At 37.6% G+C, this 26,084-nt stretch carries 22 protein-coding genes and 2 pseudogenes; all 24 read left to right on the top strand.

The genetic code is table 11. The annotated features are described in order from the left end of the window. Positions 1-16 precede the first annotated feature (16 nt). The 24 genes and pseudogenes from rpsB to GPK88_RS07005 all read left to right on the top strand — a co-directional run bounded on the left by rpsB (position 17) and on the right by GPK88_RS07005 (position 26,062). Positions 17-760, top strand: a complete 744-nt coding sequence (gene rpsB, locus GPK88_RS07120) for a 30S ribosomal protein S2 (protein WP_138277374.1) — start codon at positions 17-19, stop codon at positions 758-760. Between the two features lie 36 nt (positions 761-796). Then, on the top strand, positions 797-1,735 hold the full coding sequence (gene tsf / locus GPK88_RS07115; protein WP_092068893.1) for a translation elongation factor Ts: 939 nt from the start codon (positions 797-799) through the stop codon (positions 1,733-1,735). Positions 1,736-2,127: 392 nt separating this feature from the next. After that, positions 2,128-2,406 carry a hypothetical protein gene (locus GPK88_RS07110; protein ID WP_207718770.1) on the top strand — a complete coding sequence of 93 codons (279 nt, stop codon included), beginning with the start codon at positions 2,128-2,130 and terminating at the stop codon, positions 2,404-2,406. Further along, on the top strand, positions 2,403-3,356 hold the full coding sequence (locus GPK88_RS07105) for a hypothetical protein (protein ID WP_173789922.1): 954 nt from the start codon (positions 2,403-2,405) through the stop codon (positions 3,354-3,356). The genes GPK88_RS07110 and GPK88_RS07105 overlap by 4 nt, the downstream gene beginning before the upstream one ends. A gap of 8 nt (positions 3,357-3,364) precedes the next feature. Next, complete coding sequence (locus GPK88_RS07100; protein ID WP_173789921.1) at positions 3,365-3,844, top strand: hypothetical protein; 480 nt, start codon at positions 3,365-3,367, stop codon at positions 3,842-3,844. Beyond that, positions 3,831-5,846, top strand: coding sequence for a coiled-coil domain-containing protein (locus tag GPK88_RS07095; RefSeq protein ID WP_173789920.1), 2,016 nt, complete (start codon positions 3,831-3,833; stop codon positions 5,844-5,846). Before GPK88_RS07100 ends, GPK88_RS07095 begins: the two co-directional genes overlap by 14 nt. Before the next feature lie 119 nt (positions 5,847-5,965). Continuing rightward, complete coding sequence (locus GPK88_RS07090) at positions 5,966-6,793, top strand: ParA family protein (protein ID WP_215707642.1); 828 nt, start codon at positions 5,966-5,968, stop codon at positions 6,791-6,793. Beyond that, positions 6,771-7,682 (top strand): ParB/RepB/Spo0J family partition protein, encoded by a 912-nt coding sequence (locus GPK88_RS07085; protein WP_252197707.1) that lies wholly within the window; start codon positions 6,771-6,773, stop codon positions 7,680-7,682. Before GPK88_RS07090 ends, GPK88_RS07085 begins: the two co-directional genes overlap by 23 nt. 267 nt (positions 7,683-7,949) lie before the next feature. Then, positions 7,950-11,018: pseudogene (locus GPK88_RS07080) on the top strand (MSCRAMM family protein). Next, entirely contained in the window at positions 10,990-11,304 is a 315-nt protein-coding gene (locus GPK88_RS07075) for a hypothetical protein (protein ID WP_330626634.1), read from the top strand. The pseudogene GPK88_RS07080 and the gene GPK88_RS07075 overlap by 29 nt, the downstream one beginning before the upstream one ends. A 98-nt stretch (positions 11,305-11,402) precedes the next feature. After that, a complete protein-coding gene (locus tag GPK88_RS07070; RefSeq protein ID WP_006426187.1) occupies positions 11,403-11,876 on the top strand; it encodes a JAB domain-containing protein in 474 nt (157 codons plus the stop codon). Between the two features lie 173 nt (positions 11,877-12,049). After that, positions 12,050-13,393, top strand: coding sequence for an AAA family ATPase (locus GPK88_RS07065; RefSeq protein WP_215707640.1), 1,344 nt, complete (start codon positions 12,050-12,052; stop codon positions 13,391-13,393). Between the two features lie 2 nt (positions 13,394-13,395). Further along, positions 13,396-14,058, top strand: a complete 663-nt coding sequence (locus tag GPK88_RS07060; protein ID WP_118218198.1) for an RloB family protein — start codon at positions 13,396-13,398, stop codon at positions 14,056-14,058. A gap of 40 nt (positions 14,059-14,098) precedes the next feature. Continuing rightward, positions 14,099-17,593: an SIR2 family NAD-dependent protein deacylase gene (locus tag GPK88_RS07055; protein WP_330626633.1), complete on the top strand. Its 3,495-nt coding sequence runs from the start codon at positions 14,099-14,101 to the stop codon at positions 17,591-17,593. Between the two features lie 122 nt (positions 17,594-17,715). Beyond that, complete coding sequence (locus GPK88_RS07050) at positions 17,716-18,702, top strand: DUF3991 and TOPRIM domain-containing protein (RefSeq protein WP_215707639.1); 987 nt, start codon at positions 17,716-17,718, stop codon at positions 18,700-18,702. Between the two features lie 15 nt (positions 18,703-18,717). Next, on the top strand, positions 18,718-19,029 hold the full coding sequence (locus GPK88_RS07045; RefSeq protein ID WP_055171646.1) for a hypothetical protein: 312 nt from the start codon (positions 18,718-18,720) through the stop codon (positions 19,027-19,029). A 168-nt stretch (positions 19,030-19,197) separates the two neighbouring features. Continuing rightward, positions 19,198-19,305: a DUF3789 domain-containing protein gene (locus GPK88_RS07040; protein ID WP_081695286.1), complete on the top strand. Its 108-nt coding sequence runs from the start codon at positions 19,198-19,200 to the stop codon at positions 19,303-19,305. A gap of 120 nt (positions 19,306-19,425) precedes the next feature. Next, positions 19,426-20,412, top strand: a pseudogene (locus GPK88_RS07035) (DUF5688 family protein). Continuing rightward, positions 20,409-20,747 (top strand): plasmid mobilization protein, encoded by a 339-nt coding sequence (locus tag GPK88_RS07030; protein ID WP_215707638.1) that lies wholly within the window; start codon positions 20,409-20,411, stop codon positions 20,745-20,747. The pseudogene GPK88_RS07035 and the gene GPK88_RS07030 overlap by 4 nt, the downstream one beginning before the upstream one ends. After that, a complete protein-coding gene (locus GPK88_RS07025) occupies positions 20,738-22,183 on the top strand; it encodes a relaxase/mobilization nuclease domain-containing protein (protein WP_215707637.1) in 1,446 nt (481 codons plus the stop codon). Before GPK88_RS07030 ends, GPK88_RS07025 begins: the two co-directional genes overlap by 10 nt. Then, on the top strand, positions 22,158-23,039 hold the full coding sequence (locus GPK88_RS07020) for a PcfB family protein (protein WP_215707636.1): 882 nt from the start codon (positions 22,158-22,160) through the stop codon (positions 23,037-23,039). The genes GPK88_RS07025 and GPK88_RS07020 overlap by 26 nt, the downstream gene beginning before the upstream one ends. A gap of 5 nt (positions 23,040-23,044) precedes the next feature. Further along, positions 23,045-24,049, top strand: a complete 1,005-nt coding sequence (locus GPK88_RS07015; RefSeq protein ID WP_215707635.1) for a hypothetical protein — start codon at positions 23,045-23,047, stop codon at positions 24,047-24,049. A 26-nt stretch (positions 24,050-24,075) separates the two neighbouring features. Beyond that, complete coding sequence (locus tag GPK88_RS07010; RefSeq protein ID WP_005342524.1) at positions 24,076-24,279, top strand: hypothetical protein; 204 nt, start codon at positions 24,076-24,078, stop codon at positions 24,277-24,279. After that, positions 24,266-26,062, top strand: a complete 1,797-nt coding sequence (locus GPK88_RS07005; RefSeq protein WP_215707634.1) for a VirD4-like conjugal transfer protein, CD1115 family — start codon at positions 24,266-24,268, stop codon at positions 26,060-26,062. Before GPK88_RS07010 ends, GPK88_RS07005 begins: the two co-directional genes overlap by 14 nt. The last annotated feature ends 22 nt before the right edge of the window (positions 26,063-26,084 follow it).

Raw genomic sequence — 26,084 nt, 5'->3', positions numbered from 1 at the left:
AAAAAGGAGAAAAGACATGAGCGTTATTTCAATGAAGCAGCTTTTAGAGGCAGGTGTTCATTTCGGACATCAGACAAGAAGATGGAACCCTAAAATGGCTCCGTACATCTACACAGAGAGAAATGGTATCTATATTATCGATCTTCAGCAGTCTGTAGGAATGGTTGACGATGCTTACAATGCAGTAGCAGACATCGTAGCTAACGGTGGACACATCCTTTTCGTAGGAACTAAGAAACAGGCTCAGGATGCTATCCGTACAGAGGCAGAGCGTTGTGGAGAGTTCTATGTAAATGAGAGATGGCTTGGTGGTATGCTTACAAACTTCAAGACAATCCAGAGCCGTATCGCAAGACTGAAAGAGATCGAGACAATGGAAGCTGACGGAACATTTGACGTACTTCCTAAGAAAGAAGTAATCGAGCTTCGCAAAGAGCTTGCTAAACTTCAGAAGAACCTTGGCGGAATCAAAGAGATGAAGAGAATCCCGGATGCTATCTTTATCGTAGATCCTAAGAAAGAGAGAATCTGCGTACAGGAGGCTCATACACTTGGAATCCCGCTTATCGGTATCTGCGATACTAACTGTGATCCGGAAGAGCTTGACTATGTGATCCCGGGAAATGACGATGCTATCCGTGCAGTAAAACTCATCGTTTCCAAGATGGCTGACGCTGTTATCGAGGCTAAGCAGGGAACTGCTGAGGCAGATGGCGAGATCGAGGCTGAGTCTGAGGAGTTTGCAGCTACAGAGGAATAATTCGTATAAACAGAATATTTCAGGAGGAAACGAACAATGGCTATTACAGCAGCACAGGTAAAAGAGTTAAGAGAGATGACCGGCGCCGGAATGATGGATTGTAAGAAAGCTCTTACATCTACAGATGGTGATATGGATAAAGCAGTTGAGTTTCTGCGTGAGAAGGGTCTTGCTACAGCACAGAAGAAAGCAAGCCGTATCGCAGCAGAGGGTCTTTGCAAAACTCTGGTAACAGAGGATGGAAAGAAAGCAGTCGTTGTTGAGGTTAATGCTGAGACAGACTTCGTTGCAAAGAACGAGAAGTTCCAGGGCTATGTTGCAGATGTTGCAGCACAGGCACTTAACACAACAGCAGCTGATATCGATGCTTTCCTTGCTGAGGCATGGGCACTTGATACAACTAAGACTGTAAAAGAGGCTCTTGCAGCTCAGATCGCAGTAATCGGCGAGAACATGAACATCCGTAGATTTGCTCAGGTTGAGGAGCAGAACGGATTCATCGCTTCCTACACACATATGGGTGGAAAGATCGGCGTTCTTGTAGACGTTGAGACAGATGTTGTTAACGATGCTGTTAAAGAGATGGCTAAGAACGTAGCTATGCAGATCGCAGCTCTGAAACCGCAGTACACAAGCGACAAGGAAGTAAGCGCTGACTACATCGAGCATGAGAAAGAGATCCTTATGGCTCAGATCCAGAACGATCCGAAGGAGTCCCAGAAACCGGCTAAGGTTATCGAGGGAATGATCACAGGACGTATCAAGAAAGAGCTTAAAGAGATCTGTCTTCTTGACCAGACATACGTAAAAGCAGAGGACGGAAAACAGTCCGTTGCCAAATACGTAGAGCAGGTAGCAAAAGAGAACGGCGCTAAGATCCAGATCAAAGGCTTCGTTCGCTACGAGACAGGCGATGGTCTTGAGAAGAAAGAAGAGAACTTCGCTGAGGAAGTTGCAAAACAGATGAACGCATAATCTTACAGTTCGCATAAGAATCTGAACCGTATGATTATCATGTAAATCAACGAAAAACCTTGAATTTCCTATGAAAATGGGATGATTCAAGGTTTTTTTGCGTTGCCAAGCATGCGACAAAAAGGTCCGGTGGACCTTTTTTAGTGTTGGGGAATAAATTTTGACTTATCGTAAATTATCGCTATTTATGCATGGAATTGGGTAAAAGTTGGGGAGTGAGTTGGGGAATTTCAATTCCCCAACTGTCGTATGAAACTTCGCCTCATTCTTCTGAAATAAGTGAGCGGAGATTGCTTGTTTTATTTTGTTGGGGAATAGTGTAACTCCCCAATATCTCCTGTTTTTTGTGTGTTAGCGTGAGATTTGTTGATTTAGTAATTTGTTATAGAAAATTGTTAAGAGAAAGAATAGTATGTTATAATATAAAAAATGTACTTGGAATAATGAATGGAGGAATTTTTGTGAATATTCTTCAATCCAGATACAATACGATTTTTTATTATTTTAGTGAAAAAATAGTGGTACTTAAAATTTTTGAAGAAATTCATATGGCGAAGGTGATATTTGTTGATTCAACAAAAGAAAAGGTTGTTGATATTAGTGGCATATCAACTGTACCGGTCTTTGATATTTCAGTACCTATAACATTGTTGGGTGGTAAAGAAAGATGATTTTAGATTTTTTTGAAGGGAAACTGGATGGTGATACTTGGGAAGAACTATGCCAGTCGTGTTATCGAATTAAATATCAGGAGCAACATTATACAGAAATTCCAGCAGTGCAGGAGGGAGATGCAGGAATTGAGGGATTTACAAGAAATGGAATAGTTAATCAATGTTATTGCCCAGAACGAAACTATTCAGATGATGATTTATATAAACATTTGAGAAAAAAGATGACAAAGGATATAAATAAATTACTTGATAAAAATTATAAGAAAAGATTAGCAGAATTGGGTGTCCCTTTAATACACGAATGGCATTTTGTTATTCCGGAATATAGAGATTCAAGGATTATTCAACATGCAGAATCTAAGAAAAATGAAGTACTAAAAGCGAAGCAAGAGAATCCTGAACAATATGATTATCTTGCAGCTGATTTTGATATTATAATAAAAACAGCAGATGATTTTAAATTTGAGATTACAAGAACTATTCGAGAATCTTTAACTGATACAAAGTTAAATTTAGCAGTACGGAGTGTTAAGGCAACTGATTGGGAAAAATGTGAGTCAGACAAAGTTAGTAATATTAAACGAAAAGTAAAAGCTGTGATGAATGACATAGATGAGGAGGATGAAGATTTTAAACAAATAGTAGACACATACGTTGTGTCATATATAAAAGGTTTAGAAATTATGCGAATGTTGAGAATGTCTTATGCGGCTATTTATGAAGACGTTTACAGTTTAGAGCAAGCATATAAAAAACAGGTTTCGTTAAAAACCGGTATGAACACAAATAAAAGTATGAACTCACAGATTTTTAATGAGATACTGGAAGATTTTGAAAAAAAATTAAGCGAGTCGTGTGGATATTTTAATCCTGCGTCAATTATAGAACTGAAAATAGATATTATAAGTATGTGGTTAGCAGATTGTTCAATGAAATTTAGAAAGTAGAGGAAAATATGGATAATTATTTGCTTACGAATGAAATTATTTTTGAATCTAAACCAGATGCTGTACCATATAATTATCGCATAAGCTATAAAATAGCACAGATATGTATGATTATATCTAAATCTTGTAATGGTAGAGCTGGTTGTTCATTAGTTAAATTACATATTATCTCAAATGCATTAAATGCGCAAGAATATATGAAATCTTTGCAAGATTATGTGAACGATAAAATGGGATTTATTCTTGTGCGATTTGATCCAGTGGTTAATCGAGCAATAAAATATGCGATAGCGGACAAATTAGTATGCCAATTAAAAAATGGAACATTTAGGCTTACGTATAAAGGTAAAGAACTTATTAAAAAAATTGAGAAAGAAGATATTATGATTCGAGAAAGAGAGTTTTTGAATGAATTAGGAACAAAATTAACTAATGAAAAAATTGATCAGTTAATGTCCTTATGGAGGTATAAAAATGTTGAAAATTGATCGAGTAAGGATAGAGATACAAACAGAAGATGGTTTGTATGGAGTTGATGAAAAATTTGAATCAGGATTAAATTTATTGGCAAGTGAAGATAATACTTGTGGAAAAAGTTCTATACTTGAGGCAATTTATTACGGTTTGGGATTTGAAGAAATAGTTGGAGGAAAAGGGGAAAAAGTTTTAACATCGGTATATAAAACATATATTGAACATGATGATAAAAAATTAGCGGTTTTGGAATCTAAAATATACTTACAGATATCGAATGGGAATGAAGTGGTTACTCTTTATCGGGTTGCCAAAATGCAGAATAGAGATAGCAAGCTTATTTCTGTTTATCATGCGGAGATGGACAAGATTGGAGAAGCCATATTGATTGAGGATACTTATGTTCATATGCCGAACTCAGCTGTTAATAATCAAGGATTCCATCAATTTTTGGAAAAGTTTATGCACCTTGAACTACCGAAAGTACCAGCAACAGATGGAACACAAAGAAAATTATATCTGCAGCTAATATTTTCATGTATGTTTATAGAACAAAAGCATGGATGGGCAGATTTATTTTCAGGTATGCCGATATTGGGAATCAAAGATTCTAAAAAAAGAGTATTAGAATTTGTTATGAATTTAGATACTTTAAGTAATGAAAAGAAAAAAGAAGGATTGAAATCTGAAGAAACAAGAATAAGAAGAGAATGGGAATTATTGGTAAGAGATATAATTAATGCATGCACAAGAGAAACCTGTGATCTTGTCGGTATACCAATAAAACCCAGTGTACTGACTAAAATTGACTTAACAGGAATTCATATTCTGAAAAACAAAGAAAATATACAGGATTATATAATAAAATTAAAAAAAGAATATAGTGAAATTGAACGTATAAAACCTAAAGTGGTTGATAATTTTGAAGACTTACAAGAAGAACTTAATGAAACTGAGAATGACATAGTTTCATATGAAGCAGACATGAAATGGTTGCGGGAACATATACTGCAAGAAAAAGCATCTATACAGGTTTTAAATAGTAATTTGGAAATAATTAATACAGATTTGCGTAATAATAAAGATGCGGCAAGACTTAGAGAGTTAGGTTCAGAGCTAAATTGTTTAACCTCTAAAGATATTTGTCCAGTTTGTCATCAACATATACCAGATTCATTACTTCCTGTAGTTGAAGGAATTAATATTATGAGTATTGATGAAAATATTAGGCATTTAAGCGCTCAAAAAGAAATGTTGGAATATGCAAAAGAAAGTCATATACAAAATAAGAAAGAAATGGATGAAAAATTGCAAGTTTTACAAGGAAAAATATTTACTTTAAGGAGATTAGCGAAGGCATTAAGAAGCGATTTGTATGCAGTAGATGATAATTTGTCAGAAGCATTAGTGTATAAAAAAATAGAATTGCAGACGAAGATTGATCACTTAGAGGGTTTAATAAAGTATGTGGAAAAACAAAAGGAAAGTTTTGAAAATCTTTCAAATAAATGGAAAACATATTTACAAAGTAAAAAGGAATTACCTCAAAACAAATTTTCAGTAGTTGACTATAAAAAAATCAAATTATTGCGAAATAATTTTGTGTTTAATTTAGAGAATTATAATTATAAGAGTGTTATAGATAAAACAGAAATTAGCATTTCAGAAGATAATTATTTACCAGTTATTGAACAATTTGATATGAAATTTGATTCTTCCGCAAGTGATAATATTAGAGGAATCTGGGCATATACAGTAGCTTTATTGCAAGTTTCCATGAGTAAAGGGGGAAACCATCCAGGTGTATTAATATTTGATGAACCAGTACAACATAGTATTGTACCAAATGATATGAAAAAATTTTTAGATAGTATAGTTCAACTAGGAAAGAATTGTCAAACAATTATAGGAATTACAGTGAAGGATAGTGATACTCAAAAGAATATTGACATGTTAGAAGAAGATGTATGCCATCTAATAAAAGTGAAAAATAAAGCATTTCAAAAATTAATGTAAAATACATAACCGATTGGTTCAATATGAGTCAGTCGGTTTTTTCATGCCCATTTTTATACATAGCCAGTCCCGTAAAAAGGATTGGCTATTAAATTTTTCAAGGAAGGAGGCAACCATAGATGACCAAGTGTAAAGTAATCACCCTTGCGAATCAGAAAGGAGGAACAGCCAAGACCACTACAACATTAAATCTGGGAATTGGTCTTGCAAAGCAGGGGCGAAAGGTATTGCTGGTGGATGCTGATCCACAGGGAGATCTGACCACAGCATTAGGATGGACTGATGCAGATAATCTTCCGGTTACATTGGCTACACAGATGCAAAAAGTTTTACAAGATGAACCATTTACTTATAATGAAGGAATTTTACATCACAAAGAAGGAGTAGACATTATTCCGACTAATATTGAATTATCGGGCATGGAAATCTCGCTGGTAAATGCAATGAGCAGAGAACAGACGTTAAAGCTGTATCTGTCAGATTTGAAGAAGGATTATGATTATATCTTGATTGACTGTATGCCAAGTTTAGGAATGTTGACTATCAATGCGTTAGCTGCAGCAGACAGTGTAATTGTTCCGGTACAGGCTCAATATTTGCCATTAAAGGGTATGACACAGCTTATGAAAACAATCGGTAAGGTGCAAAGACAGCTCAACCCAGAATTGAAAATTGATGGAGCTTTGTTAACATTAGCAGATATGAGGACCAGGATTGCCAGAGCAACGGCATATAATCTTAGAGAAACGTATGGAAAGCATATCCGGATTTTCAAGACGGTTATTCCAGTAGCTACCACAGCGGCAGAAAGCAGTGCGGCAGGAAAGAGTATTTATACTTATGACAAAGACGGAACCGTAGCGCAGGCATATGCGGAATTTACTCGGGAGGTGATACAGTGTGGCGAAAAGCAGAGAAATAAACATGAATCTTCCCTCAGCAGATGATTTATTCACAACGCAGGAAGAAAGAGATCAGAAGAATCAGGAATATGTCAAAAATATTTCTATTTATGAGATTACAGATTTTCCCAATCATCCATTTAAAGTGAAAATGGATGACAAAATGCTGGAGACAATTGAGAGTGTACGTGATCATGGTGTATTAGTTCCGGCACTTGTCAGAGAGAAGCCAACAGGTGGATATGAAATGATTTCCGGACATCGTAGGAAGATGGCAAGTGAACTTGCGGGCAAAGAGACGATGCCATGTATCGTAAGAAATCTTAGCGATGATGAAGCTGTGGTGGTCATGGTTGACAGCAATCTACAGCGAGAAGAAATCTTACCATCCGAAAAAGCATTTGCCTACAAGATGAAGTTGGACGCTATGAAAAGACAGGGAAACCGCACAGATTTAACTTCCACGCCATTGGCTCGGAAGTTGAAGGGAAAAGAATCTGCTGAAATATTAGGTGAGCAAGTTGGTGAAAGTAAAGACCAGATCAGAAGATATATCCGATTAACCAACTTAATTCCTGAAATTCTTGAAATGGTTGATGAAAAGAAAATTGCCATGCGTCCGGCGGTGGAGCTGTCATATTTGCCGCAAGAGGAACAAGAGATATTGTACGACACCATGGAATCGGAGGCTTGTACCCCAAGTCATGCTCAGACAATTAAAATTCGTAAATTTTCAGCGGAAGGAAGATTGAACGAAGATGTTTTACTGTCGATTATGGCAGAAGAAAAGCCAAATCAGGTAGAGCAATGGAAAATCCCTAAGAACCGATTGAAAAAATATTTTCCGTCTGGAACTTCACAGGAAAAAATGGAGGAAACAATCGTCAAGGCTTTGGAATTGTATCGGAAGCGGGAAAAAATCAGAGAACGATAGCAAATTTGACACCAAGGGACAAGTCTATCCTTTGCTGGATATCCGGAAAATGAAAATTCTTGTTTTCCCCTCCCCACACCCTACCCCTTTGGTTTACCAGCAGATTACCAGCCGAAAAGACAATAAGCAGCCGGGAGATGGATTTTCTTTCGGCAGGTTGATATTTCCCAAAACTGAGACAGCAGAAAATGAATAGTGTAAAGCACAATAACAGGCGTTCCGGATGGACGTCTTTTTTAGTGAGTGAAAAGAAAGGAATTGAAGAAAATGAAGAAGATATGGAAACGAGTGTGTACAGGGATTCTTGCCTTGTCCACGATTTTAACTGCATTGCCAATCACTTCAGTCCAGGCAGCAGAAACACAGTATTGGACGGAATCCGCAGAGAGAGTCGGATATATTGAACATGTGATGAATGATGGAACGATCCATTCCACATTTAATGAAGGTCACATGAAAGTAGAAGGAGAAACAGCCTATTGCGTAGATATTAACACCGGATTTAAAAATGGATATAAGACCAGGCATGATGCCAGTGCCAGTATGAGTGAAGTGCAGATCGAAGATGTGGCATTGTCGTTGGAATACGTAAAACAGTATACAGAAAGTCACAGTGGGTTGAATGCAAATCAGAAATATTTGCTGGAGCAGTGTGTGGTGTGGCAGAGACTGAGTGAGCATTTAGGATGGCAGTGCGATAATGTCCGAGCAGCATATTCCGAGATTTCTCAAGATATCCAGAATGAAGTGTATGCAGGAGTAAAATCTTTTGTGAAGGCGAATAAAGGACGCTATAAATGTGGTGGTTATATTTACACCGGAGAAGGGCAGGACATCGGACAGTTTTGGGCAGAATTGAATGTTGGAAATGCAAAGGTAAAAAAGACTACCGCAAATGAGATTGTCACAAATGGGAATGCAATGTATTCCATTGCAGGGGCAACCTTTGGAATATTCTCAGACCAGAATTGCAGTAGTCAGATTGGAACACTTACAACAAATGAAAATGGCGATACGAACGAGGTGGAAGTAACTGCCGGGACTGTTTATATCAAAGAGCTCTCTGCACCGAAGGGATATAAGCTGGATACAACAGTACGCAGTCTGAAAGTTGAAGCAGGAAAAACAACCACATTAAATATTTCAGATGTTCCGAAAGTGACAGAAACATTGGTAGACCTATTCAAGATTGATATGGAGACAGGAAAAGCAACTGCACAGGGTGATGCTGCATTGGCAGGAGCAGAGTTTACCTGGCACTATTATGACGGACTTTATACAAAAGACAATTTACCAGAGAAAGCAACACGTACCTGGGTTACAAAGACGGTAGCTGAAAAAGACAGTAATGGAACTGTTCATTATGTGACAAAACTGTCAGATGCTTACAAAGTATCGGGAGATGCATTTTACACTCAGAATGAAAAAAGCGTATTACCACTTGGAACACTGACTGTTGAGGAGACAAAAGCACCAGACGGATATTTACTGGGCGGAGCTTATATGCAGGCAGGAGACAGTACAGAGCAGATAAAAGGAATGTATCTGACACAGATCACAGAGGACGGAGAACTTGCAGTTCTTTCCGGAAGCAACCAGTATTCCGTATCTGACCAGGTAATCCGAGGTGGTGTGAAGATTCAGAAACGTGATTTAGAGACAAAAGATACCAAAGCACAGGGAAGTGCCACATTAAAAGATACTGCATTTGCAATTATTTCTTTGAACGAAAATTCGGCTCTGGTAGAAGGAAAACTGTACAAGAAAAATGAAACAGTTAAGACAATTCAGACAGGAATTGACGGAGTAGCAACAACATCGGCAGATTTACTTCCATATGGTAAATACAAACTGGAAGAAACCAAAGCACCGGAAGGTTATCTGACTGACGGGGCAAAAGCGATTGAATTTTCGATTACGGAAAATGGAAAAATAGTGGATTTAACAGGCGAAAACCATTCCATTTACAACCAGATTAAACGTGGAGATTTGGAGGGAGTAAAGATTGGAGCAGGCACACATAAGAGACTTGCCAATGTTCCTTTTAAGATTACGAGCAAAACAACCGGAGAGAGCCATATCATAGTGACAGATAAAAATGGTCAGTTTTCAACTGCTTCCGATTGGGCGTCTCATAAGAAAAATACAAATGCCGGAACATCCAGTGAGGACGGTATCTGGTTCGGAACTTCTGAGCCAGACGACAGCAAAGGTGCATTACTTTATGATACTTATGAGATTGAGGAGTTAGCTTGTGAATCCAACAAAGGCATGAAGCTGATTCCTGCATTTGAAGTTGTTGTCAGCAGAAATAAAGTAACCATCGGCCTTGGGACATTGACCGATGAGTATGAAAAAGAGATTAGCATTCATACAACCGCAACAGACAAGAAAACGGGCGAAAAGGTAATTGTTGCAGGAAAGAAAGTAACGATTGTGGATACAGTTACTCTGGACGGTTTGGAAGAAGGCAGAAAGTACCAGTTAAAAGGCTGGCAGATGCTGAAAGAGGAAAATGCAGAACTGCTCATTGATGGAAAGCGTGTGGAGAGTGATTACACTTTTGTTGCTGACAGCGAGAAAATGAAAGTAGAGATTTCTTATACGTTTGATGCATCAGAACTTGGTGGACAGAATCTGGTTACATTTGAAGAATTATATGACCTGAAGAATCCGGAAGAACCTGTAAAAGTTGTAGAGCATAAGGATATTGATGATGAAGGTCAGACAGTCCTGATTACGGAGCGAAAGATTTCGATTCATACCACAGCAACTGATAAGAATGGCAAGAAGGAGATGGAAGCCGGAAAAGATCTGACGATCGTGGATACGGTTACTTTAGAAGGACTGGAAATTGGTACGAACTACAAGTTGTCTGGTTGGCAGATGATTAAGGAAGAAAATGCAAAGCTGCTCATTGATGGCTAAGAAGTTACCAATGATTATCAATTTACAGCGGACAAGGAAAACATGGAAGTGCAGATTGAGTTTACTTTCGATGGCAGCACTCTTGGAGGAAAGCAGCTTGTAACCTTTGAAGAACTGTATGATATGACAAATCCGGAAGAACCGAAAAAGGTAACAGAGCATAAGGACATCAACGATGAAGGTCAGACTGTAACCATCAAAGAAGTACCGGAAACACCAACCCCAGAGACACCGGGTACTACTACAAAGACCAGTAACCCTCCGAAAACAGGAGATACGGAAAATGTAGCTTTATGGATAGCCATTCTGGTATTATCGGCAGCCGGAATCACGGGAGTTCGTATCTGGAATAAAAAGAAACAGGTTAAGAGATTAGGAATTGAAGAAAAGAAAGAAGAGGAGGAATAAAACAAAGGGCGGCGATAAGCTGCCCTTTGATGATGAAATGGGAAAAAATCAGAAAGCAGTAAAAGTATTACAGCGTTTATTTGATGCTGGGTATGGAACGGAAAAAGAGATTGTCAATATGACGATGGATGAGATGCTTGCTTTGCTGGGAGTGAATGTAGCAGATTTGTGTATTATCAGTGAGTTACAGAAAAGCATTAAGACAAACAAAGTGATAAGCTATTTGTCAGGAAAAACAGAAGCAAGGGAAGAAACGAAAGGAGCAGATTATGGTGGAACAACATAAATGTTTGGAAATGACATTATCACAATTGAAATCATATGTGGAATCTTCAGATAGTAATGTCCTTCTGGTTGTAGAATTCCCAAAAGGAGATCAGAAGGATGGAGAATGAATTGGAAGTTGTGAATATCCGTCTGGTAAAAGAGCCGTCTCTTTATAGTGAGCAGACGTTGGACAGTCCACAGGCTGTTGTAGAATTGATGGCGAAGGAGTTATCGCAATATGACAGAGAAGTATTTTGCATCCTGAATATGAAAAATAATGGACAGGTAATCAATATGAATCTGGTCAGTGTTGGAACAATCAATGCATCTTTGGTAATTCCCAGAGAAGTTTTTAAGAGCAGTATTCTGGCAAATGCTTCTGCAATCATTGGACTTCATAATCATCCCAGTGGCAATGTGAAACCGTCAAAAGAGGATATGATTGTTACGAGAAAGCTGCAGAAGTGCGGACAGCTACTGGGGATAGAATTGCTGGATCATATCATTGTCGGTGGAACTAATGGAAAGATGCTCAGCTTCCGAGAAGAAAAGATGTTGAATGTGACAGGAAGGATGGATTGGGAAAGATAGGGCAAGCGGTGGAGAGTTAAGGAATCTATGATATAAAGATTCCTTGACTTAACAAAAATAAAATGATTTTGAAGAAAAAGTGCAAAATAAGAATAAAAAATTGACTCTATCATACAATAAGACTATAATATAAATATGATTTTGTTAAAAACAAGCAGAATGGAGGTAATAAAATGCTTCTTGAATTTAAAACAAAAAATTATAAATCTTTTGTAGAAGAGGCAAGCTTTTCAATGGTAGCTGCGCCAAAACAAAAGGGATTAGATTATAGTCTTATGAAGACAAAAATAAAAGGAAAAGAGATAAAAGGGTTAAGTTCTTCGGTTATTTATGGACCGAATGCGGCAGGAAAAACTAATATTATTGGTGCGATGGATGTATTGCGGGCAATTGTTTTGAGAGGAAATATCAGAAATTCTGAAGAAAAATCATCACCAAACCCAGCTGCAGCAGCATTAGAATTGATTCCAAATAATAATGAAATGGAATCAAAACCGGTATGTTTTGAAATAGAATTTTATGAGGAAGATGGAGAAGATCATAAATTTAAAATACACTATGAATTAGAGGTTGATCTTGGAACCTTTCTTGAGGAGGAACATCAAAGAAAAATCCTTGCAGAAGTGCTGGAGGTCAATGGAGAAAGAGTATTTGAACGTACGCAAGATCTGAAAATAGAGAACTTAAAGGTTATTAAAGATTATTTGTCGGATATAACAGAACAGAACGCAGACAGTGTAAATGAAATTGCGAAAAACAGTTTGAATCAAGAAGAATTATTTTTAACAAATGGTTTTAAGTTGATTTTTTCGCCTAAATTCACAAAGCTGATTGTTGACTGGTTTACGAATAAGTTTATGGTGATTTATCGTGCGGATTCGATGCAACTGATTAAAAGATTTGCAGATCCAAAAAAGAAAGCAATCTATGTTGAAAAAACAACAGATGAAGCTGCAAAATTATTTGGAATTAATTCAAATGCAGTAGGATATGTCGTGAGCGATGACGAGCCTGATGCAAAATTATATTCTGTATTTAAAAATATGAAAAACAAAAAGACTACAGCGGTTGCAGCAGATATTTTTGAGTCATATGGAACGATTCGATTTATCAATATGTTTCCTCTTGTAATTAAAGCGATGCAAACGGGTGGAATATTGGTGGTGGATGAATTTGATGCATCCATTCATCCGATGGCATTGATGAGTATTATCAATGTATTTCACAATGATGATGTAAACATCCATCATGCACAGCTTATATTTAATACTCATAATCCGATATTTTTGAATTCAAACCTTTTTAGGAGAGACGAGATTAAGTTTGTTGAGCGTGACGATGATACCCATGACAGTGTATTATACGCATTATCTGATTTTGGTACAACAGGTGATAAGGGTGTTCGTAAGCACGAAGATTATATGAGCAAGTATTTCATCAGCCAGTATGGAGCAATAAAGGATATTGATTTTACTCCAATCTTTGAAGAAATCTTATGTGATGAAAAAGAGGGATAGGGATGGCAAAGAGAAAACCAACAAATAAATATTATTTCAGTGTTGAGGGAGAAACGGAGCAGTGGTACTTAAAATGGCTGCAGGATACGATAAATAATACTGAAAAAGCTGCATGCAAGGTGTCTATTGATTGTCCGGTAAGAAAAAATCCATTAAAGCATGCGAAATCATTGACCGTTACCAGAAAGATTGAAATCTATCATTTTTTTGATTACGAAAGTGATGAACCGCTTCATGTCAAAGGCTTTCAAGAAGCTCTGGACAATATGAAGAAGGCAGAAAAAATAGGAAAACAGATAAAATATAAATCGGGATATAGTAATTTTACTTTTGATTTATGGATCATTCTTCATATGACGAACTGTAATGCGTCATTTTCACATCGAAAACAGTATATTACACCGATTAACCGGGCGTTTGGAGAAAAATTTCAAAATATGGACGAATTCAAAGAAGAGAATAATTTCAAGAGATGTCTTAAGAAAATGGACTTGTCCAATGTAATTGCGGCTGTTGATCGGGCAAGAAAAATCATGCAGAGAAATCAAGACAATGGATATACGTTGTATCAATATAAAGGGTATCAGTATTATAAAGAGAATCCTTCATTGACTGCATGGGAGGCTATCGAGAAGATATTGAAGGATTGCGAATTAATTGTATAGGAATAAATATACATGTTGAAATTAATGGAGGTAGAGACTTGTGGATTACATAAAAGAAATAGCGGAAGCGATGTCAGCCAATCATGCGGCCGTGATGATTGGAGCTGGATTTTCTAAAAACGCAGATAAAATTTCTTCAACAGATAAATGGTTTAAAAACTGGAATGAATTGTCTGATATGTTTTATGAAACGGTATATGGGAATGCTGGACCTGGAAAAGAATATAATAGTTCACTTCGATTAGCACAAGAGGTTGAAATTACAATAGGACGTCCTAAATTGGAAAATATTTTAAAAGAGGCTGTTCCAGATGAAGATTATGGCCCTTCAGAAGTGTATACAAAATTAATGGAATTGCCATGGAGGGACGTATTTACAACAAATTATGACACTCTTTTAGAGCGAGCTGCCGATAAAGTTTCTAAGAGAAGATATAATGTAGTGGTGAATCAAGAGGATTTGGTTAACAGTAATGATGCACCTAGAATTTTAAAACTTCATGGATCATTTCCGTCTCAACGGCCATTCATTATTACAGAAGAAGATTATAGAACTTATCCAATAAAATTTGCAGCAATGGTAAATACTGTTCAACAGGCTTTGTTGGAAAATGTGTTTTGCATGATAGGGTTTTCCTGTGAAGATCCCAATTTTCTTAGCTGGATTGGCTGGATTCATGATAATTTGGGAAAAAGCAGTTCTCAGAAAATATATATGATTTCTATAGAACATATATCTGAAGCGAAACAAAAATTGTTATTTGATAAAAATATAATTGTGGTGGATTTACAGGAATTATATCCAGAAAAAGAAATTCCGGAAAGACTTAAGAGTTTCTTTGAGAATTTAAGAAAATTGATTGAAGAGAAGGACAAAAAAGATCAGTGGTTTGATTTAAGTGAAATAGCGATATCAGCAAAAAATAGTTTTGAAGAAAAAACAAAAAAATTAAAAGTTTTAAATAACTCTTACCCTGGCTGGATTTTTTTACCATGGAAAATGAAATATAAGGTAAATCGTGTTTTGGAAGAATTGGATGATGAATGGGACTTTTTCGCAAAAAAAGAAAAACTTGTGGATATTTCATTTAGTATGCAGATAGAATATATGTATGAGTATGTAAAATTTTTAAATATTGTGGGACGTCCGATTATATTAGAAACAGCAGAAAAATTTTGGGATATATTGGAGAACAGTAAAGAAAAAGAAGAAAAAACAGAATATAAAATACAATATATATATTTACAATTGCTGAGAGCATATCGTGAATTGGCTGATTGGGAAAAATATGATTTATGTAGAGCGAAGATTTTGGAATCAACATTAAAATACGAGGAAAAACAATTTCTGTATTCAAATGATTGGTGGATGAAGATGTATCGGTTTAAAGATGTAAATTTGATAGATTTATTAAATAAATGGGATTTAGCACAGGGAGATTTGTATTGGCCAATAATTAAAAGTAGTATGTATGCAATAGCTGGTGAAAAAGTTAAAGGAGAACAAATTCTTGGTGAAATTCTTCCTAAAATCCGGCAACAACTAGTGAAAAATAGCAAAGATGAATATTTGTGCTCGATTGAAGAGTGTATTGTTTCATTGCTCAATTTCATGCGGCAAGGTGACTGGCAGGTAAATTTAGATGCGGAGATGGAAGCCTGTATTCAAACTGGGGACGTAAATTGGTGGGGAGAAAATGAAGAATATTGTTCTCATTTAAATGAAAAGGAAGACAAAAAACCTGAGACATCAGTGCAGACAAATTATGATTTGAGTATAACATATACATCTCATATGGGTAGATGTAATAGTAAAATTTATTATGCTTTAGATTATTTGAGATTTTTAGAGCAAACAGGGCATCCATTTAGAATACAAATGGTAACGAATACGAAAGGCTTTCAAAGGGTAATAGAAACATTATATTTATATTATCCACATTGGTGTTTAATACAGATATTGATTGCACAGAATGAAAAAGAATTAGATATGTTATTTGGAAGAAATAAGCTTTCCGGAATGACACAAGAGGAGGTTGATAATTGTATACAAGAGTATATAAAAGCACTTGATCTAGTGAGTAAAAATATAAAACCTGAAAATGCTAATTGGTCTACATCGGTATATGATAATTCAGCAAAAATTCTTCCACAAATTATATCAAGATTATGTTACAAATGTTCAATTGAAATATTGGATCAGATTTTAGATTATATGTTAATTCTCTGCAGCAGTAATGTGCGTGATAATTTTAAAGGAATAAATAAAATTTTGGAAGGGGTATGCAATGCGTATACAGAAAAAGAACAGGGTGAACGTATCGAAAAGATTTTGAGATTTCCGATGAAGACGAATGAGAGACGAACATATTATGATCCAGTAAATTATTTAAAACGGCCAAAAGAAAAATACAAAATTAATGATGATTTGTATAATAATATTATAATTCAAATTCGACAGTTGATGGAGATTGGGACGGCACAAGAAAAAGCGGATGCGTTGCAACGGTTGATTATTTTAGCACAATTAATTTATTTGAAGCAGGATGATGAAGAATATTTGTATCAATGCTTAGAGAAAAAACAGACTTGTGAACATCAAAATATTTTATATCATTTAAATAAAGAACGGTATAAATTAAATGATGACCTGATTTTGAAAAGTACATTACAATTAATGGAGCAAGATAGCAATAAACAATATTTTTCTAGCCATACCGGATCGTATAGAGAGCTAATTGATATACTTCCAGATGTTCAATCAGATGCGATAGATTATAAGAAGATTTTTTCAGTAATGACTAAGTTGATTAAAACCAATATAGATCGGAAGAATGATCAACAAATTGCGTTTCAAATAGAAGAACGTAGCAAACAAAGTTATAGAATTGCAGTAGGATTATTACTTTTAAAAATAAAGAAGAAAGAAATAATTTCTATAGAAGAAAAAGAGGTGATAGAAGAATATTTTAAGACATTACAAGAGTATTATAATGCTTCAAATGTTCTGGAATTTATAGAGAAACTATTGCTTGAAAAATTTAATTTTTCGGAAGATATATATACAAATATGGAAGAAAAACTATGGCTCCATTCTGAAGAAGATATTAATTTATTACAGATTTTCTACTTAGAAACAAGCAGAATAAAAATTAACATAAAACAAATGAAAAGATTTGGTACTTTTTCAAATATGGTTTATCAAATGGCTATATATAGAATAATTAATACCGAAATCAGTAATGTAATGCCAGTGTTATGGTTATTATATGCGCTTGTAGTGAATAACATTATTGTAGAAAGGGAAACTAAGCTGTTATTTATAAATTTACCAAGATTAATGAAGGATACTACAATTGGGGTTGAAGATTTTGAAAAAGAAGCTCGACATAAGTTGAATTGTAGAAGGGAAATTTGTGTGATTGTCAGTGAGTATTATAAAAAGGGAGAGAGGAATAATAATGTACTTGAGTGGATGGAACTTACAAAAAATTCCAATGAATTTGTTGAAATTCGTAACATTGAATTTGAATAAATTCTTATAAACAAAATATTACATAGCCAGATGGTTCCACCCCAAGGAATCACCTGGCTATTTTCATGCCCGGATATTATCCCCAATAATATCAATCCAAGGCAGGAAAGGAGATGAAAATTATGCCATATATACCACCATCAGTTGTGCAAGAGGTCAAGCGGATGGACTTGCTCACATACCTGAAAAATTATGAACCATACGAATTAGTTCACTTTTCCGGTAACACCTACACTACCAGAACACACGACAGTTTGAAAATATCAAATGGGAAATGGATGTGGTGGAGTCAGAGAACCGGTGGCAGATCAGCACTGGATTATCTGATTAAAGTAAGAGGATACAGTTTTTTAGAGGCGGTTGAATTGCTTGCAGAACGGGCAAATATTCAGCCGCCTCTTTCTGTATCTGAGAATGTTCCGATGGAGAAACAGTTACTGTTGCCAAAGAAAAATCAAGATGATCAAAAAGTGATTGCGTATCTTTCAGGACGAGGGATTGATAAGGAAATCATTCAGTTTTGCTTAGAGTCCGGAAGAGTTTATGAAAGTGCATTTCATCACAACGCGGTGTTTGTAGGGATGGATGAGAAAGATAATCCGAAATATGCAGCTATTAGGGGAATCGGAACCAGTTTTATCGGAGAAGCAAATGGAAGTGATAAGAACTATTCTTTTTCCATTTTCACAGAAAAATCATGTGATACGGTACATCTATTTGAGTCAGCCATTGATTTGTTATCTTATGCGACATTGTTGAAATTGGATGGGAAGGAGTGGAGAATAGAACATTTATTGTCACTGGCAGGTGTCTATCAGCCAGCAAAAGAAATTGAAAAAAGTAAAGTACCAGCAGCGTTGGCCAGGACATTAAAAATGCATCCAGAGGTGAAGACAATCGTTCTGCATTTGGACAATGACCGTATTGGAAGACTTGCCACAAAAGCAATTTCTACAGTCCTTCCGAAGCAATATCAGGTAAAAGATATACCGCCAAAACAAGGAAAAGATTACAACGATCTGCTCTGCATCAAGTTAAATCTGGCAATTACAAAGCGAGAAAAAAACACGAAAAAGAGTATGTCTGGTCATGAAAAATATGAGAGATAGAAGGTGAAAAAAGATATGAAAATTGCAAGATATGAGCTGAAGGTTGTGTATAAGAAAGAACTGATTTTGATGATGGAAGACGATGTAGACAGCGAAGATCTGTTGAAGATTTTTCTGGAAACACAGTTGAAAGAGGAAAAAGAACAGAGTGAATTACTTGGAATTATTGCTGAAAAAGTGTCAGAAGAAAGCTGTACGGAGCAGTGTGAAAGTTGTCAAAAGTATTGTCCGGCAAGTGAAGAATGTATGGCAACTGATGAAAATGTACGATGCACAAAGTGTGAATACTTGTGTGAAACTTGCGGGATTTGTGAACTGAAAGAATAAAAAAAGCAAGTGCTTTTTCGGCAAGTAAATCTTCTGATACCCGGAACCGTGAGACGGGTGCAGAAGAATACAAAATACCAGCAAGCAACGCCTTTGGATTGCCACACAGGTTTCCTGTCTGGCAGTCTGCGGCAGCTTGTCAGGGAGAATCCCTGAAACCCTCAGAAAATGAAAAAGGAGAAAGTAACAATGTTGAAGTTTATTTGTGGAGTATTAGTAGGTGGCATTATAGGAGTAGTGTTGATGTGCTTGTTGCAGATTAACAAGATTCGGTAGACAAAAAGAAAGGAGATACAAGATGCAGGTTGAAGTATCAATGAAAGACAAGAAGAAAGCAGAAAGACGGTATCAGGAATATTTAAAGAAAATGAACAAGAAGAAGGGAGAACAGAAGAAATGATTGTAAAAGAGATGATAGCAGAAAAGGTATTTGCGGAAGGTGTAGCAAAAGACATTCGGAATTTTCTCCCAGCTAAATATGAGAATGCAGAATTTCAGGTAATGCAGATGAATAAAAATAATGGAGTCCAGATGGTAGGAGTACAGGTAAGACTACAGGAAGAAAATGTGTGTCCAGTTGTTTATGTAGAGCCGTTTTTCAATGAAATACGTCTAGGTGAACCTGTTGAGAAAGTGATGAATGAAATTGCAAAATGCATGGAAGAAGCAGGCAATGCTCCGTTTGTGCACAACGGTATCAACCCAATGGATTATGATTCAGTGAAGGAACATCTGGCAGTGATGCTTGTAAACACCCAGGCAAACAAACGAATGTTACAGGAAATGCCTCATGAAAATATCGAAGATCTGTCGGCTATCTGTTATGTGGATTTCCCGGTAGAGTCTAACGATGGAAAAGCGACTATGAAGGTGAAAAATGAAGATCTTGAGATGTGGAATGTGGATGCAAAGGAAATATTTCGGCAGGCAAGAGTAAATACACAGCCTGTAAATATACCGATTCTTCAGTCAATGGACGAAATGTTGTTGAGTATTTTTAATGAAGAAGGACATGCAACGAATTTATTAGATGAAAATGTTGATTTTGGATTTCGTTCACATGATATGTTGTATGCACTTACGAATGTAGAAAAGCAATATGGGGCATCTATGATCACGTAGCCAGAAGTTTTAAATAAATTGGAACAGCTTTTTCCAGAAGGATTTTATGTGTTACCGTCATCTGTGCATGAAGTTCTGATCGTTCCGGATAATGGAGAGATGGAACCGAAAATGCTTGGTGAAATGGTACGGGAAGTAAATAAAAATGAAGTGGAACGGCAGGAAGTCCTTTCAGACAGAGTTTACAGCTACGATAAAGAAAAACACCAGATTCGCCAGGAACCAGATTCTATACAGAAAGTAAAGGAGATGGAGCGTTGAGAAAACGTAATGTAGCAATCCTTTTTCGATTGAACAAAAAAGAAGCAGAGGTATTGGATAAGAAAGTAAAGAAAAGTGGACTGAACCGGGAAGCTTACCTGAGACAGTTGATTTCCGGTGTTGTTCCAAGAGACGCACCGCCACCAAATTATTATTCCATGATGCGGGAACTTCATAAGATTGGAAATAACTTAAATCAGATTGCACAGAAAGCACATGTGTTAAATGTGGTAGATGTGCAGCGTTACGATCAGGAAGTGTGGAAGTTCAATGAAGCGGTCCGTAAGATTACAGAAGCAGTAATACTTCCGGAGAAAAACGAATCATGGCAGTGACATCAATCTGGAGCATCAAAGGTTGGATTGGAAAAGTAATCAATTATGCGGAAAATCCAGATAAGACCAAAGAACAGACGAGCCAAGAACTGATTTCAGAAAGTGAAACTGGGCAATTACAAGGACTTAATGATGTGATTACCTATGCGGTGAATGCAGAAAAGACCAGACTGAGACAATCTAAATCAATGGAAATGGAACTTGTCGGAGAAGCGGAAGAACTGATGGAACAGTATGTATCGGGACTTAATTGTGCACCGACAACCGCCAGAGAAGAAATGATTGCAGTCAAAAAGCGTTTTGGAAAGGAAGGCGGGATTGTAGCGTTCCATGGATACCAGTCTTTTGCACCGGGAGAATGTAGTCCGGCAATGGCACATGAGATTGGAAAGAAGATGGCAGAAGAATTGTGGGGCAGTCAGTATCAGGTATTGATTGCGACTCATTTGGATAAGGCGAACCATCTGCACAATCATTTTGTGGTGAACTCAGTTTCATTCCTTGACGGGAAAAGATACCACAGGACAAATCAGGATTACCGGGATATGCGAATGGTGTCGGACCGTTTATGTAAAGAATATCAGTTATCGGTTGTCGGGCAGCCGGAACAGGGAAAAGGAAAACATTATGCCGAGTGGCAGGCGGAGCAGCAAGGGAAGCCAAGTTATCATAGTATGGTAAAAGCAGATGTTGATGAAGCAATCCGAAAAGCGAGGACTGAAAAACAGTTCTTTTTTTATTTGCGGGAAAAAGGATACTCGTTTAAGTTTGGAAAAGACATCACTATTCGTCCGGAAGGGCGAGAGCGAGGTCTGAAGCTAAAGCGGAACTTTGGAGAGAATTATTCGCTGGAAGCAATCCGGGTTCGGATTCTGGAAGAAAATGAATTACCTGCCGAGAAGAAAATTTCAGTTGGGAAGTATTACCGGATTCAGGTATCCGGCAACTTTAAGCAGACAAGAAAAATCAGAGGGCTTCGGGGATTGTATCTGCACTACTGTTATCTTTTAGGAATCCTGCCGAAGAACCGCCTGTCAATATCTGCCAAACAGGTGCATGTATTGTTCCGGGAGGATTTGTTAAAACTGAATACCATTTCAAAAGAGGCGAAGCTGCTCTGCCATTATCACATTGATACTGCGGAGCAGCTTTTTTTGTTGAAAGAAAGTTTGCAGAAGAAAATGGAGCAGTGTGTGGAGGAGCGGAAGCACCTGCGTTATAAGATCCGGGCAGACAGACCGGAAGAAGAAATACAGGAAATGAAGGAGCAGATAAAAGTTCTGACAGAGAAAATTGGAACGCTCAGAAAGGAGGCAGCACTTTGTGATGGAATCGCCGCACGTTCCAAGGTAATCGAAGAAAAATTTAAGATGGTGCGGGAAGAAAAAGAGAAGAAGGAGGAACAAAGCCATGAACACATCAGGCGAAGCCGCTGATCAGGTGGTACGAATGTCGTTGGAAGTCGGTGAAGCAGCATTGAAGATCAGTGGCACAGGAGCGAAGCATCTGGCAGTGATGCTGTATGCAGTCTTAAAAGAGAAGAAAAAGACAAAAGGCAGAGTAAGACTTGAAACACTGGTCAAATCAGGTAGACCACTGACGGTATTTTCAGTGAAAGAAAGTGATCTGAAACAATTTGTTCAGGAAGCAAAACGATATGGTGTGTTGTACTGTGCAGTCCGAAATCCCAAAGGAAGCAGTGACGGACTGGTAGATGTGATTGTAAAGGAAGAAGATGCACCAAGAATCAACCGTATCGTAGATAGATTCCAGTTTGCATCTGTAACAGAAGCAGCGAAGATTAAGACGGAAATTGAGCGGACACGTGCAGAAAAAGCAAAAGCCGGAAAATCAGAGAAGCAGGAAAAGAAGCCGGAAAAAGTACAGGTTCAGCAGGAAAAACAGGGACAGGCAGAACCGGAGAAAGATTATCCGCAGAAATCCAAGGAGGATCAGCTTATGGATGAGCTTTTGGGAGAGCCGGAAAAGAAAGAGGGGAAGGAGCAAAACCCCTCTTTGGCAAAGACGACCAAATCCCGTCTGTCCGAGCCTACCTCAAAGAAGCAAGAGAAAACCGCAGAGGGTACTTCTAAGTTATTTACCCCGGAAAAACCAGAGAAACCATCGGTCAGAAAGGAACTTCGGGAAATACAGAATGCAAGGAAGAAAGAAGCGGAGCAGCGTGAGAATAGAAATGATCCGGTGAGAAATCAGGGAAATAAAGACCGGAATCAGATTCTCCACCAGCAGTCACAACAGAAACGAAAACCAAGGAAAGGGAAAGAGAGGTAAATTTTATGGATAATAGTTTTGATTCTTTATTAAATGCATCGGCTGTACCACAGGATGAAAAGGTACAGGCATTTATTGCAGAAAGCAGAATTAACAGGAATCGCTGCTATGAGTTGTCAGAGCAGGTAACCGCACAAGTGGCAACGGATGGGAAAATGCTGCAGAAGTATCTGGATGTACAGAGTACCTTTGATCGATATACTACCAATAATGCACTTCTGATTCTGGCACAAAGACCAGATGCACAGAAATTAGGTGACTATGGATACTGGAGAGATCATGGATTTTATTTAAAACGTATGGAGCGACAGAATCCAGTTCTGATTTTAGAGCCAGGAAAAACATATAAGCGTGAAGATGGTACAGTTGGAAATTATTATAATGCGAAAAAGCTATATGATATTTCTCAGACTACAATGTCCGATACAACAATTCAAAAGTCAGAATATGAAGAACATGATTTAATCCGGGCGTTAGTCAGTACCCCTCCGGTAAATATTGTTGCAGCAGAACCAGAACAGATGCCGGATGAAAAAGGAGCATTTTTTAAACCGGAAGAAGGTTGTATTTATGTAAGAAAAGGGATGAGTGCACAGGAAATCTTTCAGAATCTTGTGCCGGAATTGGTATTTGCCGGATATGCGGATGGAAATCCACACTATGATAAAAATGAAGATGCATTTCATGTATCGTGTGCGTCTTATATGTTGTGTAAAAAATATGGAATGGATACCAGTCGATATAATTTTTTACATGCACCAGAGTTTTTTGAAAAAATGGAGACTCAGGAAGTGAGAGTGGAACTTTCCAGAGCCAGAGATGCAGCGAATGCAATTTCTGCAAGAATGGCAAAGGTACTGGATCAGAATCGGAATGCAACTTACCGACAGTCAGAGACTGAAAAAAACGGACAAGACAGTTCTGAAAAGGTGAAAGATAAGAAAGAAAATCCAGAGCCTGAAAAGAAAGAACAGAAATCCAGAGGAGAACATAGAAAAGAAGCACGCTAGAAAAATTCGGGAAAGGAGAATGCAAAATGAGCAGTGATACGATTACATTAGAACTGGACAAATATGAGAGCGGCGTAGTGTTCCATTCCCTGAAGGACAAGCGGAATCAGATGCTGAAAGAGGGAAAAGATACGGAGCTTGTCGATGATGTTTTAATGAAAGTCATTGAGAAAATCGAAGTACCGCCGGAGAAGGAAAAGCGAGGACGCAGAAGCCATGAAGAACGATGATGAGCAGAGCAGTCTGATACTGGCGGTAATTGGAATTATCCCGGTTATCTGGTTTGCGTTACTTGTCGCACCTTATCTTTCGTCTGGTCTTATGGGGATTCTGGAAGGAGTCCCGGGAGCAATGAATCATCCGTTTTCGATTCAGTTATGTTGGGACAGTGTAAAAACTGTCCTTATTTTTTTGCTGTCTTACGGCATGGGAATCGGGATTTATATTTCTACCAAGAAACATTACCGACGAGGTGAAGAACATGGGTCTGCAAAATGGGGAAATGTGAAAAAAATCAATCGCAGATACAGGGAGAAGCGATTTACAAAAAATAAGTTGCTGACCATGCATGTACGAATCAGCTACAATATGCGGAAACATTTGCGAAATGTATTGACGGTTGTGATTGGCGGTTCCGGTTCAGGAAAGACCAGATTTTTTGCAAAGCCGAATCTGATGCAGGCGAATACCTCTTTTGTGGTTTTAGATCCAAAAGGAGAGAACTTGCGGGACACTGGGTATCTTCTGGAAGAAAAAGGATATGAGGTAAGAGTGCTTGACCTGATCAATATGGAAAAGAGCCATTGCTATAACCCGTTTGTATATCTGAAGGATGATAACGATGTGCAGAGACTGGTGACGAACCTGTTCAAAGCGACTACACCAAAAGGCAGTCAGTCAAACGATCCGTTTTGGGATACCGCAGCTTCCATGTTGTTACTGGCACTGATTTTCTATCTGAGATATGAAGCACCAGAGGAGGAGCAGAATTTCCCGATGGTAATGGAAATGCTTCGTGCCGGAGAAGTCAGAGAGGACGATGACCAGTACCAGTCACCGCTTGATGAATTGTTTGAGCGGTTGGAAATGAAGAACCCGGAACATATCGCAGTAAAGTATTACAAAGATTATCACTCTGGTAGTGCCAAGACATTAAAATCCATTCAAATCACATTAGCCGCAAGACTTGAGAAATTCAACTTATCCAGTCTGGCAGCACTGACTGCAACAGATGATTTAGACCTGCCATCACTGGGAGAGCGGAAAGTGGCTTTATTTGCGTTAATCCCGGACAACGACACCAGTTACAACTTTCTGGTGTCAATTTTATATACCCAGTTATTTCAGCAGTTGTTCTATCTGGCAGACCATAAATATGGTGGAAGACTTCCAGTTCATGTGCATTTCCTCATGGACGAATTTGCAAATGTTTCACTGCCTGATGACTTTGATAAGATTCTGTCCGTTATGCGTTCCAGAGAAGTGTCAGTCAGTATTATTTTGCAGAATCTGGCACAGTTAAAGGCATTGTTCGAAAAGCAGTGGGAAAGCATTATGGGAAATTGTGATGAATTTTTATATTTAGGCGGCAATGAGCAGGGAACACATAAATATGTCAGCGAACTTCTTGGCAAGGCAACGATTGACACGAACACCTATGGAAAGTCAACAGGACATTCCGGGAACTATTCCACCAATTATCAGAATACAGGGCGGGAGCTGATGACACCCGATGAAGTTCGCATGTTGGATAACCGATATGCGATTCTTTTTATTCGTGGAGAAAGACCAATTTTAGACGAGAAATTCGATATTTTAAAGCATCCCAATGTGGGACTTACGACTGACGGAAACGGGAAACCATATCTGCATGGTATGGTTGGCCGGGCGGTGGCAAGTATCTCATTGGGAGACAGTTTAGAAGGTGAACTTACAGACGATTCACTGGAATCGGAAGATTACGAATTATTATCCGATGGAGATCTGGAAGAAATCATACAGAAATATCAGTAAATCCAAGAAAAATATATAGGAG

Source organism: Blautia sp. MCC269, from assembly GCF_018785655.1.
Lineage (GTDB): Bacteria > Bacillota > Clostridia > Lachnospirales > Lachnospiraceae > Blautia_A.
This window is presented reverse-complemented; position numbering and strand designations above follow the sequence as displayed.